We start from the raw sequence: 18,819 nt of genomic DNA, 5'->3' as shown, positions 1-18,819 counted from the left end.
ATAAGAAAATAATTTTTCCGGTAACCCGGAACGAGGGCAAGAAAATATGTTCGGTTTAGGTTCCAGCGTTGAAGAAATCTCAAAACAGATTTTGATCCTGCACGAGGATGCCGTTCTCGTTTTCGACCACTCCATGCGCGTTATCTTTGCCAACCATGCGGCGGAATCCATTTTCGGTTACACGCAGAAACAAATCGTTGATCTGCCGCTGAACGCTTTTATTCCTGACCGCTTCCATATGCAGCACGGCGTTTTTGTCGATGAATTCGCGCATAGCGATATCCGCGTCAAACATATGGCGGAACGCACCCGTAAAATTATCGGCAAGCGTAGTGACGGCAGCGAGTTTTATGCCACCATCACCATTATGCGCCCGCCTGTTTCCGGCAAACCCTGCTATGTCGCCATTGTCCGCGACCAGAAAATTTCAACCGACAGTGACCGTGAAATGCTGCGTATTGCCGCAACCGATCCGCTGACCGGTGTCATGAACAAGGAGGAATTTGCCTCTATTGCCGAAAAAGAGGCGCTGCGCTCCAAACGCTATAGCCGCCCCTTCTCCGTCGCCATCATTCATATTGATGCCTTAGAAAAAATCAACGAAGAACACGGCTATAATGTCGGCGACCGCGCCCTGCAATGGATTGGGAAAATTTGCAGCAATACGCTGCGCAATGTTGATATTCTGGCCCGCTGGTCAGGCCCGACCTTTGCCATTCTGTTCCCGGAAACACCTCTGGACGGTGCCGAGGTGATTACCCGCCGTCTGGTCAAACTGGCTGCCGAAGGCGGCTTTAAACATCAGGAAATGGATATCAAATCCACGATCAGTATCGGGGTCGTCGGTTATGACGACCGCAAGACCCTGCTGGAAGAAGCCATGCAAAATGCGGCAACAGCACTGCAGATCGTGATTAAAAACGGTGGTAACGGCGTACATATTTTTGACCACGATACGCCTTAAACTCCCAATTTGTCGTATTTTTGCGTTTACTTTGCCAAAAAAAATGCGTATAAACTTTTTTTATACGATATTTCGTCATATGCCCAAGTAGCTCAGTTGGTAGAGCGGAGGATTGAAAATCCTTGTGTCGGTGGTTCAAATCCGCCCTTGGGCACCACTCCCCTCCCCCTTCATTTTAATTTTTCTTACGGAAAAACTGGACGGGAGCCGCACTTTGCATTACAACAGCCTCTGTTTTAAAAAATAAGCATTTCACGTAGGTTTTAAGTGTCCGGCAATGAATGGGATGAGGCTCTGATAAAAGCCGCTGACAGGCAAGACACCGCCGCATTGCGGCAGGCGCTGGAAAATAATGCCGATATCAATACAAAAACCGCAGACGGATTCACGCCTGTTATTATCGCTGCCTTTAGAAATCACTTTGAAATTCTGGATATTCTGGTCGAGAAAGGCGCGGAACTTAACCACATGACAGCGCGCGGCAGCAGCGCCCTCAGCCTTGCCTTATATCATATGCCGCACAGCGCAGACGCTCAAAAATGTCTGGATCGGCTGCTGGAGGCCGGTGCAGATCCCAGCTGCGATTCAAGCCTTGAAATTGCCGCGGACAAAGGGATGACGGCCTATGTGGAACGCTTCATTGCCGCCGGCGCTGATGCGAACAAGGGTATTCCGCTCATCCCCGCCGCCATCGGCGGCCATACCGACATTCTCCGTATTCTGATTGCCGCCGATGCGGATGTGAACGCAAAACGCGCCAATGGCGAGACAGCATTAAGCTATGCCGTCATGAACGGTCGTGCGGATTGCGCAAAGCTGCTGATTGCCGCAGGCGCAAATATCCATGTCAAAAACAATGAGAACGAGACAATCCTGCACCGCGCCGTGCATGGCGGAAGGAATTTTCAAAATTTCGAGGCAGATTTTTTTGACGGTATCGACAAAAACGCACAAAATAACCGCGGCTTAACCGCCTTGATGGAAGCCGCGCATCGCGGGCACGAAGACATTGTCGTCTCATTGCTGGAAGCAGGTGCAAAAACGGATATCACAAGCAATAGCGGTCAAACGGCGCTGTCGCTGGCACAGCAAGCCAATCACGAGCATTGTATCCGCCGGCTGATTGCCGCCGGTGCGGATACGGCTTTGCTGTCGGATGACAATAAGGAAAAATTCGCAAAAGACATTTCCGCCTATCAATATAAAATACAGCAGGATGCCCGCAGGAAACAGCAACAGGCTCTGCGGCGCTTTATCCGCAAGAAATAGATTACCGGAACAGCCGCTTTCTAAGCCAGAATGCGGCATTGACCAAAGCAATTAATACCGGCACCTCAACAAGCGGACCGACAACCGTTGCAAAAGCCACGGCGGAACCAAGGCCGAAAGTCGCAATCGCCACAGCAATCGCCAGTTCAAAATTATTACTTGCCGCCGTAAAAGACGCGGCGGTGGTTTTACCGTAATCCGCACCGATGGCCTTACCCATCAAAAAACTGACAAAAAACATCACGATGAAATATATCCCCAGCGGCAGAGCGATTTTCAGCACATCCAAAGGCAGTTCCAGCACCATCCCGCCTTTCAGGGAAAACATCGCCGCAATTGTGAACAGCAAGGCCCCCAGCGTCAGCGGATTGATTTTCGGCAAAAAGCGGGTTTCATACCAGCTCCGCCCTTTACGGCTTATCAGGATTTTGCGCGTCATATAGCCCGCAAAAAACGGTATCCCCAGATAAATCAGAACACTTTCCGCAATCGTCAGGAAACTGATATCAAGCACTTGTCCCTCCAGTCCGAAGACAGGCGGCAGCAGATTCAGGAAAAACCACGCATAGACACTGAAAAAGATCAGTTGAAAAACACTGTTAAACGCCACCAGCGCCGCAACATATTGGTTATCCCCCTCTGCAAGCTGATTCCAGATAATCACCATCGCAATACAGCGGGCAAGACCGATCAGAATCAGTCCCGTCATATATTCGGGATAATCGCGCAAAAACAGCACGGCCAGCGCAAACATCAGGACAGGGCCGATCACCCAGTTCTGCACCAGTGACAACAGCAGGATTTTCCAGTCTTTAAAAACCAGCGGCAATTCTTCATAACGTACGCGCGCCAAAGGCGGATACATCATCAAAATCAGCCCCAGCGCAATCGGAATATTGGTCGCGCCGACAGATAAGCTGTTCAAAAATTCCGGCACGCCACCGAAAACCGTGCCAACAGCGACCCCTGCCGCCATTGCCAGAAAAATCCACAAAGTCAGATAACGGTCAAGAAATGATAAATTATGTTTTCTGCACGATGCCATTTTTTTATTTCAACCAGCATTCAATGTCAGATTGATCGGGAAGTCCGCCTTTATGAACAAGTCTTCCGTCAATCATAACCGCAGGCGTGCTCATAATGCCGCGTGTTGCAATTTCCACCGGATCGTAAATATGTGTCAGCTCAATATCCGCACCGATTTCCTGTGCTTTATTCTTAATCATCTCTTCGGTTAAAACACATTTCTTACAACCTGTTCCGAAAACTTCAATTTTCTTTCTCATTACCCTTCCTTTCAAAATAACGCATTAAATCCGTAGCCGACCAATACAAAGGCCGTCGCCAGATATATCACAAAGAATACCAGCATCTTTACCTTTAAAACCTTGCGCAAAATCACCAGTTCCGGCAGTGAGATCGCAACCGTACTCATGATAAAGGCCAGCGTTGTCCCGACAGGTAGACCCTTACTGATTAATACATCAGCCACCGGCACAATACCCGTCACATTTGAATAAAGCGGCACAGCCATCAGCACCGCAACAGGAACGGCAAAAAGATTATCCGTCCCCGCATATTGCAAAAACCATTCCTGCGGTACAAAGCCGTGTATTCCCGCTCCTGCACCGACACCGATAACGACATAAAGCCAAACGCGCTTGAGAATATCCTTTGTCTCCTCCCAGGCGTGGCGGAACCGTTTTTGCATCGTCATTTCCGGCTCGTCTAAAATCTGCTGCGGTGCGGAAACCTGCAACACAAAGGCTTCAACCCATCTATCAAGCTTGAAAAAATCTATTACAGCGCCGCCGATCATTCCGGTCGCCATTCCCGTAAAGATATAAGCAATCGTAAAATGCCAACCAAGCGCTTCACCGAAAAGAACCACAGCGACTTCGTTTACCATCGGCGAGGTAATCAAAAACGCCATTGTCACGCCCAGCGGAATTCCCGAACTAAGAAAGGCAATAAATAAAGGAATGGAGGAACAGGAACAAAACGGTGTCACAGCCCCCAGAGAAACTGCAAGAAAATAAGCCAATATTTTCGGCTTCCCGTCCAGCCAGACCCGTACTTTTTCGGGAGATATCCATGAACGGAAAAAGCCGATAATCAGCATCAATCCCGTTAGAAGAAAGAAGATTTTGGTCGTATCTTCAATAAAAAAATGCAGCGCCTTCGCCCCATGCGTTGCAGCATCAAGTGCCAGACTGTCATAGACAAGAAAATTCGCCAGTTTTGTGAAAATTTCAAGCATCTGCGATAAATTCTTCTATCCGGTTTTTCAGCATTGCAAAAGCCTGATCAAATGCCGCTTTTATATCCGCCTCACTCCCTTGCGTTTTCGCAGGGTCGGGGGTTGACCAATGCAGCTTTTCAGCCTTACCTAAAAAGACCGGGCAACTTTCCGCCGCCGCCTGATCACAAACCGTCACCACGTAATCAAAATTGTGACCGGCGAATTCATCCCATGATTTACTGCGCGGCGCATCACATGTGATGCCGTGACGTTGCAGTGTTTCCAGCGACTGCGGATGCACGTAACCTGCCGGATCACTCCCTGCGCTGGCAGCAGAAAAACGCCCTTGGCCGAGATGATTGAACAAGCCCTCCGCCATCACGGAACGGCAGGAATTACCCGTACAAAGTACCAGAATTTTTTTCATTAGCCGCAGCAACCGGATGTTTTTTCAGCAGGCGCACAACAAGCGGTTTTTTCAGGCTTACTTTCCGGCACACAGCAAGCGCTTTTTTCTTCCTGCATTTTACCCGAGAACATCTGTGCATCTTCCATCGTATGATAGGCTTCCCAGGCAATCCCTGCGGGGTCCGTCACCCATGATTTATCGGATTTGGCGTAGCAGCAGGTGGTTTCACCTTCGTCCAGCGCCGCGATTTCGGCATCCGCAATCTGTCCGCGCAATGCCTCCAGCTCTTCCGCGCTGTCGACCTGAATACCCAGATGATCCACACCGCTTTTTCCTGCGCGTGTCGAAATGGCAAAATTGACATGCGGGTCTTCCAGCATCCATTTAGCGTAATCGGGTTTTACTTTTGAGGGTTCCGCACCAAACAGCGCATTGTAGAATTTCACGCTTTCATCAAGATTTTCGACACCGACATGTATATGCAGACGTTTCATGGGCAGCACTCCTTTTTCTCGGTTATATCAATACGGCAGGTCATTTCGCTGTCTTTACAGCAATTCTCGGTCAGGTAACGGATGGAGCCGACCAGCGCCTCATAATCGGCACTGTAAATCGTTGCGCGACCATCGCGGCGGCGCTTCAGCAATCCGGCGCGGTAAAGCTTATCCAGGTGAAAGGACAGTGTTGCATGCGGTAAGTCGAGCTTTTCCCCGATCATCCCCATCATCAACCCGACCGGTCCGGTTTCCACCAACAGGCGGAAAATATCCAAACGGCTCTCCTGCGCCAGCGCATCAAGCGCCTTTATGACATTTTTCTTATCCATATATCTAATTGTATAGATATATTATCCTCTCGTCAATGTAAAAATAGCGCGGACGGAATATTCCCATGCGTGAGAGAAAGTGATAAGCTTCCCCGAAATTGGAACAAAGAGGAGTTTTCAAAATGGATATTTCCGGACAAATTGCCGTTATCACCGGCGCGGCATCAGGCATGGGTGCCGCCACTGCCAAAGCATTGGCAAAATCCGGCGCGAAAATCGCGGCGATTGATTTGAACCTTGAAGATGCACAAAAGACCGCTGCCGAAACCGGCGGGCGCGCCTTTGGTTGCGATGTTTCCGATGCGGCGGCAGTCGAAGCCGTCTTTAAAGACATCACCTCTGAAATGGGCGTGCCGCGCATTGTCGTGAATTGCGCAGGGATTTGCCCGGCCTCCCGCGTTGTCGGACGCGAAGCCCCGCATGACCTTGCCTTATTCGAGAAAGTCCTTTCCGTCAATCTGGTCGGCAGTTTCAACGTGCTGCGCCTTGCCGCCGCGGAAATGAGCAAAGCTGACCCCGTTAATGATGACGGTGAAAACGGCGTTATTATCAACACTGCCTCGGTTGCCGCCTTTGACGGACAGATCGGGCAGGCGGGTTATTCCGCCTCCAAAGCCGGCGTTGTCGGTATGACACTGCCCATCGCGCGGGAGCTGGCGCGTTTCGGCATCCGTGTTGTCACTGTCGCACCGGGATTGATCGAAACCCCGATGCTGGCAGGAATGCCGCAAGAAGTGCATGACAGCCTTGTTGCCACAACAATCTTCCCCAAACGCCTCGGCAAAGCCGATGAGTTCGCCGCGCTGGTCAAACATATCTGTGAAAATGCCCTGATTAACGGAGAAACCATCCGCCTTGACGGCGCTGTACGCCTCGCCCCGAAATAAGCTTTAGCATTTTTCGGCACAGATCAGAAATTCCTTGTTTCCGTCGCCGCCCTCGATCGGGCTGTCGGTGAGGCCGCGCACCATCCAGCCCGCATCTTCCAGAAATGCGGTGATGCGGGTGCAAATCTCTTCCTGCAAAGCCACATCTTTGACGATGCCGCCTTTTCCGAGATTGCCTTTGCCCGCCTCGAATTGTGGTTTAATCAGCGCGACCAGCACCGCGCCCTGTTCCGCGAGATGCAAGGCGGCGGGCAGGACTTTTTCAAGACTAATAAAACTCGCGTCACATACAACCATATCAATGGCGCGGGTAAACATGTTCGGCGTCAGGTCGCGGGCGTTGGTTTTCTCCATCACTGTCACCGTTTCCAGCCCGCGCAGAGTGTCATCCATCTGACCAACCCCCACATCAACGGCATAGACATGCGCCGCGCCGCCTGCCAGCGCCACCTCGGTAAAACCTCCGGTTGAGGCACCGATATCCAGTATGGTTTTCCCGCGAAAATCGCACGCAAAATACGCCGCCGCATGTTCCAGCTTCAGCCCCGCACGACTAACCCAACGGCAGGGATCCTCCCCTGTCAGCACAATCTCCGTCTCTGTAGAATATTTCTGTGAAGATTTTGTGACGGTTTTACCCGCAATTTCAACCAGCCCTGCCTCAATCAAGCGCAAAGCCTGCACACGGCTTTTCACCAGCCCTTTTTCAACAAGCAGCTTATCGACTCGCGTTTCGCCCAAAACAACACTCCAACTTATTCCGCTATTCCCGCACAGGCGGTAATCCACTCTTCAGTACGCTCTGATTTTCTCTGCTGGCTCTTTTGCTATTTTCGAAATAAGCCGTTTTACTCGGAGAATAAACCAACCTACTGCATTATCTTTGAAATACTTACTCTGCAATAACCGCCTACAATACGAGGGGCTGTCTTTAGTAATTGGCTCGTATTCTATCTTTTCGTATGGCCCGCCTTGCAAGCCTTCAAATTTACAAAAAACAATCGGGCCGTCATCGTATTCATTTCTATCCATATCGTAATTCACAATACGGGAAAATGGGATGTAATAAATAGGGTGTACTGTTATGCTTACAAACCCCTTCGGAACATTTTTCCAGCGCAACGTCCAGTTACCAAGTTCATCAACGACGGCTTGTTGTGGATAACCAAATAAAGATAAGCCATTATGATAAAAGTCCTTTGGAGCCAATTTAAAGAACGGGCTAATACCTTTTCTATCAAGTAAGTTAGGGTAAGTATCATCTTTAATATCACGGATCAAAATCTCTTTTTCGATAAATTTATCGACTGGCCTCTTTAACTTTTCCGAAATATCGCATTCATAACACTCTTGAAAATAATTATCTTTTAAAAAGTCCCCTTTCATACGCTCTTTCAATTGTAAATTGCGCTCCAGAAGATCAATACGGCTTTCTTTATCTTTATTAATAAGAAGATTTACCAATGCTCGTGCGCCACCACTGAGCCAGCCATAAGCCAATGCTGCAAGAAACAGTAAAAGGGATAAAAAGCCAGAATTATCGTTACACCATGACACAAGTTGAGAAATTGAAGACATTATTATGTAACTTTCACTCCCTTCTTGATACTGCCCTTACAAAGACATCATACAGATTTTATTTTGGAAGAAAGCGGCATTACAACCGACGCCTCACGCCCCAGCACTTGCCGTGCCGTTGCGGCGATGCTTTCCGCATCCAGACCTGCGGCTTTGTGTTGCAAGGCAGGTTTATCCTGCGGCAGGAACATATCGGGCAAGGTTAATGTACGGATTTTCAACCCGCTATCCAGCACGGCATTTGCCGCATACATATGCAGCGTCATCGCACCGAAACCGCCGACGGAACCTTCTTCAATTGTAATCACCGCTTCATGTTCGCGTGCAAGGCGCAACAGCAAGGCTTCATCCAACGGCTTAGCAAAACGCGCATCCGCCACGGTTGCCGAAATACCGTCACCGTCCAGCATCTGCGCCGCCGCGAGTGTTTCATATAAACGCCCGCCATAGCTGACCAGCGCAATATCCGTACCTTCGCGCATAATGCGTCCGCGCCCGATTTCCAGCACCTCACCGCGCTGCGGCATCGGAATGCCTGCGCCCTCGCCGCGCGGATAACGCAAAGCCGACGGGCCTGCATCATAAGCGGCCTGTGTTGCGACCATATGTTTCATATCAGCCTCGTCACCCGCCGCCATCAGCATCATATGCGGAATACAGGACAGATAAGCAACATCAAATGCGCCGACATGTGTCTGGCCATCCGCGCCGACCTGTCCGGCGCGGTCAATCGCAAAACGTACAGGCAGTTTCTGAATGGCAACATCATGCACAACCTGATCATAGGCACGTTGTAAAAAGGTCGAATAAATCGCCGCAAAAGGCTTGAAACCTTCCGCCGCCAGACCCGCGCAGAAGGTCACCGCATGTTGTTCGGCAATGCCGACATCAAAACAGCGGTCAGGGAATTCTTTCTCAAATTTATCCAGCCCCGTACCGGACGGCATGGCTGCCGTGACGGCAACGATTTTGTCATCTTCGCGCGCTTCCTGCAAAAGGCTTTCGGCAAAAACACTTGTATAGCTGGGCGCGCCGGGCTTGCCTTTTTGCTGCGCCCCTGTGCCGACATCAAAACAGGAGACACCGTGCATTTTATCGGCGGCATTTTCCGCCGGAACATAGCCGCGCCCCTTTTGCGTCACCACATGCACCAGAACAGGCGTATCCTGTTTGGCATCACGCACATTTTCCAGTACCGGCAACAAGTGATCGAGATTATGACCGTCAAGCGGGCCGACATAGTAAAAACCAAGCTCTTCAAACAATGTGCCGCCTGTGACGATACCGCGCGCATATTCCTCCGCACGGCGGGCGGCGCGCTGCAAGGCTTCGGGGAATTTTTGCGTCATTTTTTTGCCGATTTCACGCAAACCGCGATAGGGTTTGGAGGAAATCATGCGGGAGAGATAGGCGCTCATCGCGCCGACCGGCGGTGCAATCGACATATCATTGTCGTTCAAAATCACAATCAGCTTGTTTTTCATCGCACCGGCATTGTTCATGGCTTCATAGGCCATGCCCGCACTCATCGCGCCGTCACCGATGACGCAAACAACATGTTTGTCATCCGTATTTGTTCCGTCAAGGTCGCGCGCAACCGCCATGCCCAGACCTGCGGAAATCGAGGTGGAGCTGTGACCTGCGCCAAAGGGGTCATATTCACTTTCACTGCGTTTGGTAAAACCGCTGAGGCCCCCGCCCATCCGCAACGTGCGGATACGGTCACGCCGTCCGGTCAGAATCTTGTGCGGATAGCATTGATGCCCGACATCCCAGATCAAACGGTCATCCGGCGTATTGAAAACATAATGCAGTGCCACACTGAGTTCGACCACGCCCAGACCCGCGCCAAGATGCCCGCCTGTCACGGAAACCGCGTCAATCATCTCCGCCCGCAGCTCATCTGCCAGAACGCGCAGGGATTTACGGTCGATTCCGCGCAGATCGGCGGGAAAAACGACTTTATCCAAAAGCGGTGTTTTACTTTGCGCAGAGGGAACAGACGGGGATTTTTTTTGATCGGCCATGACATTTTGTCCGTTTTTATGTTTTTAAAGGCGTCATCCTGTTTACAGAATTTTACGTGTGAAGGCAATGTTTTTATGGTTTTATCAAGCGGATGATTTTCCTTTTATTTTCCAAAACTACTTGACACATTACACCATTCTCTATTATACATATTGCGGGCGCCGGAATCGCCCTGAGGAATTATTCCGTAAATTTTTATATCGCAAAATATATTAAACCGCAGAAAAGGATCATTTGTAATGTCTCAAGATAAATTCAACGGTGAAGCGCTTCCCAAATACGAAAACCACGCACAGGTTTTCAAGGCAACGCAAGCAATCGCCGCAAAAATCGCTGTTCAGGAACAGCCCAGCATGGAAGAACAGATGGAAATGATGTTCGACCCTTCCAAAGCGCAAGGCTTCATGCAAAAACAGAAAGAAACACTGACCCAGCTGGTCGACGGACTTGAAAAAGTCAAAAAAGGCGTCAGCAATTCCGATGCATTATCCGAAGATCTGCGCGATGCCTTTACAGGTATGATTTTGGCGCAGCAGGGAACAGCCACCGCCAATATGAATATGATGGATCTGAGTCTTGCCGCCATGACAGGTGCCGAGCCTTCAGAAGAGCAAGCCATGCAGACCATGATCGGTCAGCAAATGGCGCAGGAAAATACGCTAAAATCACAAAAAAACCTGTTGGAAACGCTTTACGGTTTCCAATCCGGACAAACACTGGCTGATGTTGCCGTTAATGGCGATATGACCATCGAGGATTTCGAACGCTACAACGCCATGGTGCAATACAGCGCCAATATGGACGAAGTCATGAAAGATGTGATGCCGGCGCTGCAAACCGGTGACACCTCCGCCGTTTCCGATATTGTTGATATCATGGAAGATGTTGCACAGAAAGTCGGCGCCGTGAAGGCAAAAGTTTCCTCTTCCACAGCAATGACGGATGAGCAGAAAACCGCCTGCCTGCAAATCACGGAAAAAGCCGAACAGCTTTACAGCGTTTTGTCCGAAGGCCTGACAGGTATCGCCAATGATGATGAAACAGCCGCAATGGGCATGATGATGAGCCTGCCGCAAGTTATGCAGGAAACACTGCCGCTGCAGGCAAAATATTACGATGTGCTCGACACTTACTATCAGGCAAAAGCCACATCGAATGATAACACCGTGGCACGCAAGCCCTCCGCGAAAAAACCGGGTACGGGTAATAACTAATCCCGCCTGACGGTTTTAAAAGAAACAAGCCCCCGCGCGATATATTCCGCGGGGGTTTTTCTTAAATACCCCTTCTAAAGCTGTTGCGGTGCGGACAGATCGCCCATATGTGCGTCAATTTCATCCTCAAACGGCATACCTGCCTGCGCCCCCAGAACGCGGCAGGACAGCCCTGCCGCCACGCTTGCACGTTTCAAAGAGTCAGGCAGCGTATCGCCGTTCTCCAGCGAGGCGGCAAATACGCCGCAGAAACAGTCCCCCGCCCCTGTCGTATCAACCACATCCACCTTTAGGGACGGCACAACCCATTCCTCTTCAGGCGTCACAGCCAGCGCACCTTTCGCACCCATGGTCACGATACAGGTCAGGTTTTCTCCTTTATCCACCAGCTCGCGGGCAATATCTTCAAGTGTTTTCGCGGCAAGTTTGTGATGATGCGCCAGTTGTTTGGCCTCAACATCATTCACAATCAAAACATCCAGAATTTTCAAAACGTCAGTCGGGATCGCCGCCGTCACCGGCGAGGCATTCAGCACCGTCCGGCAGCCTTTTTCTCCCGCGCGGCGCAGCAGCGTATAGGTTTCATCATGCGGCACTTCCAGCTGTGTCAGAACCATGTTTTTTTCCGTCAGTATCTCGTCGGGGATCTGCTCTGCCGAAGCATCCAGATTGGCACCCGCACTGACCACCACCATATTCTCACCGGCATGGTCAACCCAGATCGTCGCACAGCCGGTCGGACGGTCGGAAATGGCAATCCCCGTCCCCAGCACGCTTTGCGATTTCAGATTATTCAGACAGCGCCGCCCGAAAGCATCATCTCCGACCTTACCGACCATTGCGGTTTTGACGCCTGCACGCCCCGCAGCCATTGCCTGATTTGAACCCTTACCGCCTGAACGGCTGATATAATCTTCGGACACAATTGTTTCGCCCGGCTTCGGAAATTCTTTCACCGGCATCACAATATCGACATTTAATGCGCCAAAAACAATAATCAAAACAACAGATCCTTTAAGGAGTGCTTTTACCCGAGAATTGATCGGCGGGTTTGAAAAATCCGCCTTTATCCATTAGAACACAATTTACAGATTTTGAAAAAGCGGAATTTTGAAGATGACCACCACCACACTCAGCAACGCCGCCGCCGCTGTCCTGACGGAAACGGATCCGGCGCAAAAAGCGCAGAAAATGCTACGATACGGGCAGGATTGGCAGAAAAACCGCATCCTGAAAATTGGCAACACCCTTCCGCCCGACCGCCCGGGGCGTCCCGAAAAGCCGGAATTGCTGCCGCCCCGCGATATGCCCCGCCGCCGCAAATCCGGCAGCGATGAAAATAAAGCCGCGCTGCTGCATGCGCTGGCACATATTGAGCTGAATGCCATTGATCTGGCCTGTGACATTCTTGCCCGTTTTGCACCGCTGGCGGCGGAAAATGCCGCTGCAGTGGATTTTTCGCTGCCGAAAGATTTTTTCGATGACTGGTGCCGCGTTGCCGCTGATGAAGCGCGGCATTTCCTGCTGCTTTGCGACCGTCTGGCGGCTTTCGGCAAAACATATGGCGATTTCCCCGCCCATGACGGTTTGTGGCAATCCGCAGAAATGACCGCTCATGATTTTGCCGCAAGGCTGGCCATCGTGCCGATGGTGCTGGAGGCGCGCGGGCTGGATGTCACCCCCGCGATGATAACCGCCATGCAAAAACAGGGCGATACGGAAACGGCGGAGATACTGCAAACCATCTATCAGGACGAGATTACCCATGTCGCGGCAGGCACGCGCTGGTTCGGGTATTACTGCGATTTTCACGGGCTTAATGCAGAGGAAAAATGGCAAAGCCTTGTCCGGCAATATTTTCACGGCTTCCTAAAACCGCCTTTTAACGACCCCGCACGCGAAAATGCCGGATTGCCGCAGGACTGGTACGCACCGCTGGCTGAAGACATCACGGAAAAATAAAATCCTCCATATGACAGAAAAGATTTGTCATACAGTGAATTTTCCTTAAAAATAGTGCCACGCAAAAATAAAAAGGGGGACACGGCAGATGAACACAGCACCCGCACAGGCTTATCCGCAGATGAGTGAGCAGGCAACCGGCATCCTGCAGCAAAACACCCGCACAGGCGACAGCGGACGCTATACCGTTCCGACAGATAAGCTCTACCCCTTTCAATGGAACTGGGATTCCTGCCTGACAGCACTGGGATTTGCAGGTTTTGACGAACCCCGCGCATGGGAGGAAATCCGCACGCTGTTCACCCATCAATGGGAAAACGGCATGGTGCCGCATATCGTTTTTCACCGGAATAGTGACAGCTATTTCCCCGGCCCCGATGTCTGGCGGACAGGGCGCAGCCCGATTGCCACCTCCGGCATTTCACAACCGCCTGTTGCCGCCTCCTGCGTGCGTCTGATTTATGAAGAAAGTCAGGATCGTAAACAGGCACGCGCCGAAATCCGCGCATTGCTGCCGAAACTATTCGCCTATCACCGCTGGTATCTGACCGAACGCGATCCTGACGGCACAGGGCTTGCCGAAACGTGGCACCCGTGGGAAACAGGCCGCGATAACAGCGCCGAATGGGAGGAAGCCCTGTTCCGCGTTTCCACGGATAATCTGGAACCATATCACCGCCGTGATACGGATCTGGTTGATGCCGCCCAGCGTCCGCCGAAAAAAGAATATGATCATTACCTCGCACTGGTACAGCTGTTCCGCGAGAACAATTACGACCATGAGAAGCTGCGCCCCATTCTGCCCTTCCGTATTGCCGATGTCGGTATCAATGCCATTTTATTGCGTGCCAACCGTGATTTGCTGTGGCTGATGCAGGTGGTTGATAACCACGACTATGAGGAAACGGTACAAGGCTGGGTCACCTTGCAGACGGAGGCATTCGAAAAGCTCTGGTGCACGGAAAAACAGGCCTATTGCTCTTATGATCTGATTGCGGAAAAGCAGATCGATATGGTGACCTCCGGCAGTTTTCTGCCGCTTTTCGCCCATGCCGTGCCGAAAGACAAGCTGCCGCTGCTGCTGAAAACAATGGACAGCCTGACCTATCACGCCGATTATCTGGTACCGTCGCTGTCGCCGGAAGAACCTGATTTTGACCGCCTGCGCTATTGGCGCGGCCCTGTCTGGGCCATCGTCAATTTTATGATTGCCAAAGGTCTGGAAAGTTATAGCGAAGACGAGCGTGCCGCCCGTATCGGCACGGATACGGCGACACTGCTGAAAAGCCACGGCTTTTACGAATATTTCGATCCGATTGACGGTACGGGCCTGGGCGGTGACAGCTTTACATGGACAGCCGCCATGTGGCTTTACTGGGCACAGCATTACGCCTGAATTAAAAAATAAAAACAAACACCTATATGATTATTGTTTACATATAAGAGATAATATCCTATACTCCCCCGCATGTCTGAAGATGCGCAAAAACCCCGAAAGATTCCCGCGCCTGTGTTAAAAGCACAGGCCGCATTGGAGATTTTGCGCGGAGAAGATGCGGAGAAAGCCGCCGAAGTTGAAAAGGCGCTTCCCGTTTATGCCATCCAACTGGACCGTGCAGGCGAAACCGTCACCGAAAACAGTTTATTGGAAGCGGCCAGACAGGGTGCAGAATATTTGAAAGCCAACAGCGCCCCGAAAAAACGCACACCGCAGAAAACAGGCGATATTCTGGAAGCCTATGCCGAAATCACAGGAAAAACCCTGCCGCAAAAACAGCCGGAAACGCAAGCGCCTCAAGAACGCCGCAATCTGAATACCTTAAATGACGCCCTGATTGCCGCCGCCCCCGATGCCGCGCCGGATGATATTCAAACCCTGCTGGATAAAGGCGCGAGTGCCGGCGCGAAAATGCATAAATCCGTCCGTGTTGCCGCACAAAATGAAAACTGGCCTGTTCTGGATATTCTGCTGCAAAACGGCGGCAGCAAGACATTTTTATCCTTTGCCGATGCGCGCAAGTTCAAGATTTATCAAAAAAATGCCGCGCCCTGGCAGAAAAAACTGCGCCGCGCACCGCCAAAAGGGCTGGCTGCGGAGAATCCCGTATTTTTCAAACAAAACTGTTTCGAGGCCGTTTTAAAAGTGCTGGATGTCGAAGGCATCAGCGGTAAAGAGGCGCATATTGCCGCTTTCCGGCTTTCCGGACTGTTTCAATCCGAACAGCGCGTCATGCAATATCTGAAACAATGGGGCGGCACGGGCGATACGCCGCTTTATGATTTGTCTGAAGATATTTTACTGCCGCCGCATCTTCCCGATATCAAAAAGCCCAAGCTGCAATCGCTGAAAGAATTTGTCACTGCCGGCATGTGGCTGAATGATTTTGTGACCAAAGACCCCGCGCAGGAAAGCGGTACACCGCATATCAAGGATTGGGGTGATGCCGTGCTGAAATGCGGCCCGTCCATGGCGCGACTGGTGAAATTCAGCCGCTTTGTCACCTCGCCGCAACATTCTTCGGATGGCAAAACATGGTCAACCCAGAATACCCGCGCCGAATGCGCCAAATATCTGTATAAACGCGCCATGCATTATCCCGATCTGGCGGAGCTCTGCTATAATTACGATGTCAAACAACAACATTTTGATACCGCTCTGTCGCTGGTCGGAAAACTGCCGAAACAAAAACGGAAACGTATGCCCGACATCACCATAGACGGCGAGAAATTCGGCCTACCGGGCGGTGTCTTTCGCCGCCTGCCGGAAAATGACGTGCGCGGCTTGTTTTTGGGTGAGATCACCGCCTGCTGCCAAAGTATCGGAAAAATGGGCGAGGCCTGTACCAAACACGGCTATCTGTCGGAAAACGGCGGTTTCTATGTCGTTGAAAGCGGTAAAGGCGATATTATCGGACAAAGCTGGGCATGGCGCGGTAAAAAAGGCGAGCTGTGTTTTGACTCGCTGGAAACATTGGGCGACCGCGTCAGCGCCGCGCAATGGACAAAGCTGATGCAGGAAACGGCGCAAGAACTGACCGCCCGCCATGACCATGATGTCACCGCCCTGCATATCGGCGCAGGCGGACGCACCCCCGTTAAATCATTGAAAAAAGTCTTCACGGATACGACCAAAGCCAAACCGAAAGATTTCGGCTATTTCCGCCACCGCGATTCCCGCCTGTCACAAATCCGCGTCTGGCGGCGCAGCGCCTGATAATCATTATCCGGTGAATTTCAGTTCCGCCACTTCCAGCGCGGGATGCATGTCGCGGCGTTCCAGCACTTCCACCGCATCGCCTGCGCGGATCATGCCGCTCTGTTCAATCACCGCATTCTGGCCGAAAAACACCCCGGCCAGATCATCGCTTTTGCCGCGGCGCAGTTTTGTCATTGTTTTCAGCGGTTCATTCGATGCCGCCGCACCTGTTTCCTGCGTAATGGTCGTAATTTTGCAGCGCGTGCAGGGCTTCATCAGCCGCAGCACCACGTCGCCGATTTTGATGCGGTATAAAACATCTTCTTCAAAAGCCGCCGCCTCCGCCAGCACGATATTAGGGCGAAACCGCGTCATCGCAATCTCTTCTCCGTCAGGGAAATGCGGCTGCAAGGCGGCAAGTGATGCTTCCCCCGTCACCAGCAACGGAAAGCCGTCGGCAAAGCTGACATGCCCGTCTTCCATCTGCCATTTTTTACCCAGCATCCGCTTATGCGCGGGACTCTCCGACAGCCTGACCAGACGGCAGGGCAGTTCCAGATAATCAGAAAACCATGCCGCCGCCGCATCTCCGGCATCCAGCGCTGTCACATCATCTTTCCAGATTTTGACGGCGATTTCTCTGTCCGGCATGGACACGGAGAGCGGCTCTTTATCCGCGACGGAGAAAACCGTTCCCTCTGCCATTTGTTCAGTGGAAACAAGCGCCAGCTTTTCACAGCCGCGCATGCGCTGGGTGATAAAAACACCTTCAGCATCCACCAGCATCCATTCACGGTCGCCCTGCGGCCCGCGCGGCAGCAATTCCAGCGCCGGAACGGGCTGTCCTGCGCCTGATTTCAACGGATAGATATGGCAGGAGGAAACGGTCATCGCCATGAGGGAAAACTCCTTATTGCGGTTTTTTACCTTTGCGCATTTTACGGGCAGGCTGTTGCGGCGCGGCATCATAGGCAATGCCGCGTTTTACCCCCGCATCGCGGATGAACGCCGTCAATTCAGGCAAAATTTGTTTTTTGAAAATTGCGCCGCTGCACAGATCATAATGTCCGGCTTTGTCCAGTATCAGGCTTTTACGGCTGTCATCGGTAAGGTTCTTGCACAAATCCTGCGCGGCTTCATTCTGCGCGGGCGGCACAATCTCGTCCTTTTTGCCCGATACCGTCAACAGCGGAATATCCGTCACCGCCGCAGGATCGATTTTTTTGCCGTGATGCGTCATTGTGCCTTTTGCCAGCGCCGCATCCTGAAAAACCAGCTTGATCGTATCCAGATAAAACTGCGCGGGCAAATCGCTGACCGCCAGATAATCATCATAAAAATCTTTTATTTTGCCGGATTTTTCCGTGTCTTTGGCACGCAAGGCCGCAATCAGATCATTGCGGTTTTTATGATGCGCATCGGCATTCACCGCCATCAGCCCTGCCAGCTGCAAAAATCCGGGATAGACCTCACGCCCTGCACCCTCATAGTCCGACGGCACTTTCATGATGGTGTTTCTTTTAAACCAGTCAAGATCATGCTGCTGCGCGAATTCCGCCACGGAGGATTGTTCCGCCGTGACATCAATCGGCCCGCCCATCAATGTCATCGAGGCCGGTCTGTTTTTATCCTTTTCCGCCGCCATCAAAGCGCCGGTTGCCAAAACCGGAACCGTTGATTGTGAAAAGCCGATGATATGCACGTCTTCGCCCAGCTCTTCCAGCGCATCGCGCACATAATCGATATAATCCTCCAGACTGAAATCGCCGTGTTTCACGTCCACATCGCGCGGATTTTCCCAATCCAGCACATAGACCTCATGCCCCGGCAGCAGCTCTTTCACCGTATCGCGCATCATTGAGGCATAATGGCCGGAGGTCGGCGGCACGATCAGCACTTTCGGGTCATTGCGGGTGCAATCCCGCTTAAAATGTTTCAATGTACCGAAAGGTTTTTCTTTCACCGCAGTTTCGGTTACCGTGATTTTTTTCCCCGCAATCGCGGTTTCCGTCAGGCCAAAGGGCGGTTTGGGATGGTCTTTGGACAAATAATCCCAAAAATCGGATGCGGCTGCGGCTTCATCGGCGGCAGCATCGGACAGACCGGGCAGAATGCCGTTCTGTTTTAAAAATTTCATCGCATCGGAGTAATTTTTCGTCGATTGCGCAAGGAAGTTGAATTGCAGCTTCATGGATTTTTGCAGGAAATCGTGCCAGCTGTATTTCATTTTTCTCTCCTGCTTGC

19 protein-coding genes and 1 tRNA gene are annotated in these 18,819 nt (G+C 51.5%); 8 read left to right on the top strand and 12 right to left on the bottom strand.

Annotation, left to right across the window (positions count from 1 at the left end; all coding sequences use genetic code 11):
* Window positions 1-46 precede the first annotated feature (46 nt).
* From HND56_01430 to HND56_01420, 3 genes are all read left to right on the top strand, one after another.
* The gene (locus HND56_01430; protein ID QKK04424.1) at window positions 47-964 is read left to right on the top strand and encodes a diguanylate cyclase; all 918 of its coding nucleotides are present in this window, start codon (window positions 47-49) and stop codon (window positions 962-964) included.
* A gap of 81 nt (window positions 965-1,045) precedes the next feature.
* Window positions 1,046-1,121: transfer RNA gene (locus tag HND56_01425), tRNA-Phe, on the top strand.
* A 110-nt stretch (window positions 1,122-1,231) separates the two neighbouring features.
* On the top strand, window positions 1,232-2,233 hold the full coding sequence (locus HND56_01420) for a hypothetical protein (protein QKK04423.1): 1,002 nt from the start codon (window positions 1,232-1,234) through the stop codon (window positions 2,231-2,233).
* A gap of 1 nt (window position 2,234) precedes the next feature.
* Here HND56_01420 and arsB read toward each other — a convergent pair whose 3' ends face one another.
* From arsB to HND56_01390, 6 genes are read right to left on the bottom strand one after another with little or no spacing between them, the layout of a single operon-like run.
* On the bottom strand, window positions 2,235-3,278 hold the full coding sequence (arsB, locus tag HND56_01415; GenBank protein QKK04422.1) for an ACR3 family arsenite efflux transporter: 1,044 nt from the start codon (window positions 3,276-3,278) through the stop codon (window positions 2,235-2,237).
* 4 nt (window positions 3,279-3,282) lie between these two features.
* On the bottom strand, window positions 3,283-3,519 hold the full coding sequence (locus HND56_01410; protein QKK04421.1) for a thioredoxin family protein: 237 nt from the start codon (window positions 3,517-3,519) through the stop codon (window positions 3,283-3,285).
* Window positions 3,520-3,530: 11 nt separating this feature from the next.
* Window positions 3,531-4,493, bottom strand: coding sequence for a permease (locus HND56_01405; GenBank protein QKK04420.1), 963 nt, complete (start codon window positions 4,491-4,493; stop codon window positions 3,531-3,533).
* Window positions 4,486-4,902: an arsenate reductase ArsC gene (locus HND56_01400; protein QKK04419.1), complete on the bottom strand. Its 417-nt coding sequence runs from the start codon at window positions 4,900-4,902 to the stop codon at window positions 4,486-4,488. Before HND56_01400 ends, HND56_01405 begins: the two co-directional genes overlap by 8 nt.
* On the bottom strand, window positions 4,902-5,378 hold the full coding sequence (locus HND56_01395; GenBank protein QKK04418.1) for a glyoxalase/bleomycin resistance/dioxygenase family protein: 477 nt from the start codon (window positions 5,376-5,378) through the stop codon (window positions 4,902-4,904). The genes HND56_01400 and HND56_01395 overlap by 1 nt, the downstream gene beginning before the upstream one ends.
* Complete coding sequence (locus HND56_01390; protein QKK04417.1) at window positions 5,375-5,710, bottom strand: helix-turn-helix transcriptional regulator; 336 nt, start codon at window positions 5,708-5,710, stop codon at window positions 5,375-5,377. The genes HND56_01395 and HND56_01390 overlap by 4 nt, the downstream gene beginning before the upstream one ends.
* Before the next feature lie 122 nt (window positions 5,711-5,832).
* On the opposite strand from HND56_01390, the gene HND56_01385 reads away from it, so the two are divergent.
* On the top strand, window positions 5,833-6,597 hold the full coding sequence (locus tag HND56_01385; protein QKK04416.1) for an SDR family NAD(P)-dependent oxidoreductase: 765 nt from the start codon (window positions 5,833-5,835) through the stop codon (window positions 6,595-6,597).
* 3 nt (window positions 6,598-6,600) lie between these two features.
* On the opposite strand, the gene HND56_01380 is transcribed toward HND56_01385, so the two are convergent.
* From HND56_01380 to dxs, 3 genes are read right to left on the bottom strand one after another with little or no spacing between them, the layout of a single operon-like run.
* Window positions 6,601-7,338: a TlyA family RNA methyltransferase gene (locus HND56_01380; GenBank protein ID QKK04415.1), complete on the bottom strand. Its 738-nt coding sequence runs from the start codon at window positions 7,336-7,338 to the stop codon at window positions 6,601-6,603.
* Window positions 7,339-7,389: 51 nt separating this feature from the next.
* The gene (locus tag HND56_01375; GenBank protein ID QKK04414.1) at window positions 7,390-8,175 is read right to left on the bottom strand and encodes a hypothetical protein; all 786 of its coding nucleotides are present in this window, start codon (window positions 8,173-8,175) and stop codon (window positions 7,390-7,392) included.
* Between the two features lie 47 nt (window positions 8,176-8,222).
* Window positions 8,223-10,202 (bottom strand): 1-deoxy-D-xylulose-5-phosphate synthase, encoded by a 1,980-nt coding sequence (gene dxs / locus HND56_01370; GenBank protein ID QKK04413.1) that lies wholly within the window; start codon window positions 10,200-10,202, stop codon window positions 8,223-8,225.
* 240 nt (window positions 10,203-10,442) lie between these two features.
* Between dxs and HND56_01365 the strand changes: the two genes are divergently transcribed.
* On the top strand, window positions 10,443-11,417 hold the full coding sequence (locus HND56_01365; protein ID QKK04412.1) for a hypothetical protein: 975 nt from the start codon (window positions 10,443-10,445) through the stop codon (window positions 11,415-11,417).
* A gap of 74 nt (window positions 11,418-11,491) precedes the next feature.
* Here the strand turns inward: HND56_01365 and HND56_01360 are convergent, their stop codons facing one another.
* Complete coding sequence (locus tag HND56_01360) at window positions 11,492-12,418, bottom strand: ribokinase (GenBank protein ID QKK04411.1); 927 nt, start codon at window positions 12,416-12,418, stop codon at window positions 11,492-11,494.
* Window positions 12,419-12,533: 115 nt separating this feature from the next.
* Here HND56_01360 and HND56_01355 point away from each other — a divergent pair, with 115 nt between their 5' ends.
* The 3 genes from HND56_01355 (at window position 12,534) to HND56_01345 (ending at window position 16,593) form a co-directional block, all read left to right on the top strand.
* Window positions 12,534-13,379: a ferritin-like domain-containing protein gene (locus HND56_01355; protein QKK04410.1), complete on the top strand. Its 846-nt coding sequence runs from the start codon at window positions 12,534-12,536 to the stop codon at window positions 13,377-13,379.
* 88 nt (window positions 13,380-13,467) lie between these two features.
* On the top strand, window positions 13,468-14,775 hold the full coding sequence (locus HND56_01350) for a neutral trehalase (GenBank protein ID QKK04409.1): 1,308 nt from the start codon (window positions 13,468-13,470) through the stop codon (window positions 14,773-14,775).
* A gap of 114 nt (window positions 14,776-14,889) precedes the next feature.
* The gene (locus HND56_01345; GenBank protein QKK04408.1) at window positions 14,890-16,593 is read left to right on the top strand and encodes a hypothetical protein; all 1,704 of its coding nucleotides are present in this window, start codon (window positions 14,890-14,892) and stop codon (window positions 16,591-16,593) included.
* A gap of 6 nt (window positions 16,594-16,599) precedes the next feature.
* On the opposite strand, the gene HND56_01340 is transcribed toward HND56_01345, so the two are convergent.
* Both HND56_01340 and HND56_01335 read right to left on the bottom strand, forming a co-directional pair.
* Window positions 16,600-17,472 (bottom strand): MOSC domain-containing protein, encoded by an 873-nt coding sequence (locus HND56_01340; GenBank protein QKK04407.1) that lies wholly within the window; start codon window positions 17,470-17,472, stop codon window positions 16,600-16,602.
* Between the two features lie 13 nt (window positions 17,473-17,485).
* Window positions 17,486-18,802: a polyhydroxyalkanoate depolymerase gene (locus HND56_01335; protein QKK04406.1), complete on the bottom strand. Its 1,317-nt coding sequence runs from the start codon at window positions 18,800-18,802 to the stop codon at window positions 17,486-17,488.
* Window positions 18,803-18,819: the final 17 nt, after the last annotated feature.

This window comes from Pseudomonadota bacterium, from assembly GCA_013285465.1.
Classification (GTDB): domain Bacteria; phylum Pseudomonadota; class Alphaproteobacteria; order Micavibrionales; family CSBR16-224; genus CSBR16-224.
Note: the sequence above shows the minus strand (reverse complement) of the source record. Positions and strands in the feature narration are given on the sequence as shown.

Coding starts and splice junctions, on each gene's coding strand:
- HND56_01400 (QKK04419.1), bottom strand. CDS start 4,902: ATGAAAAAAATTCTGGTACTTTGTACGGGTAATTCCTGCCGTTCCGTG.
- HND56_01350 (QKK04409.1), top strand. CDS start 13,468: ATGAACACAGCACCCGCACAGGCTTATCCGCAGATGAGTGAGCAGGCA.
- HND56_01410 (QKK04421.1), bottom strand. CDS start 3,519: ATGAGAAAGAAAATTGAAGTTTTCGGAACAGGTTGTAAGAAATGTGTT.
- HND56_01375 (QKK04414.1), bottom strand. CDS start 8,175: ATGTCTTCAATTTCTCAACTTGTGTCATGGTGTAACGATAATTCTGGC.
- HND56_01365 (QKK04412.1), top strand. CDS start 10,443: ATGTCTCAAGATAAATTCAACGGTGAAGCGCTTCCCAAATACGAAAAC.
- HND56_01395 (QKK04418.1), bottom strand. CDS start 5,378: ATGAAACGTCTGCATATACATGTCGGTGTCGAAAATCTTGATGAAAGC.
- HND56_01405 (QKK04420.1), bottom strand. CDS start 4,493: ATGCTTGAAATTTTCACAAAACTGGCGAATTTTCTTGTCTATGACAGT.
- HND56_01355 (QKK04410.1), top strand. CDS start 12,534: ATGACCACCACCACACTCAGCAACGCCGCCGCCGCTGTCCTGACGGAA.
- arsB (QKK04422.1), bottom strand. CDS start 3,278: ATGGCATCGTGCAGAAAACATAATTTATCATTTCTTGACCGTTATCTG.
- HND56_01430 (QKK04424.1), top strand. CDS start 47: ATGTTCGGTTTAGGTTCCAGCGTTGAAGAAATCTCAAAACAGATTTTG.
- HND56_01390 (QKK04417.1), bottom strand. CDS start 5,710: ATGGATAAGAAAAATGTCATAAAGGCGCTTGATGCGCTGGCGCAGGAG.
- HND56_01340 (QKK04407.1), bottom strand. CDS start 17,472: ATGGCGATGACCGTTTCCTCCTGCCATATCTATCCGTTGAAATCAGGC.
- HND56_01385 (QKK04416.1), top strand. CDS start 5,833: ATGGATATTTCCGGACAAATTGCCGTTATCACCGGCGCGGCATCAGGC.
- dxs (QKK04413.1), bottom strand. CDS start 10,202: ATGGCCGATCAAAAAAAATCCCCGTCTGTTCCCTCTGCGCAAAGTAAA.
- HND56_01335 (QKK04406.1), bottom strand. CDS start 18,802: ATGAAATACAGCTGGCACGATTTCCTGCAAAAATCCATGAAGCTGCAA.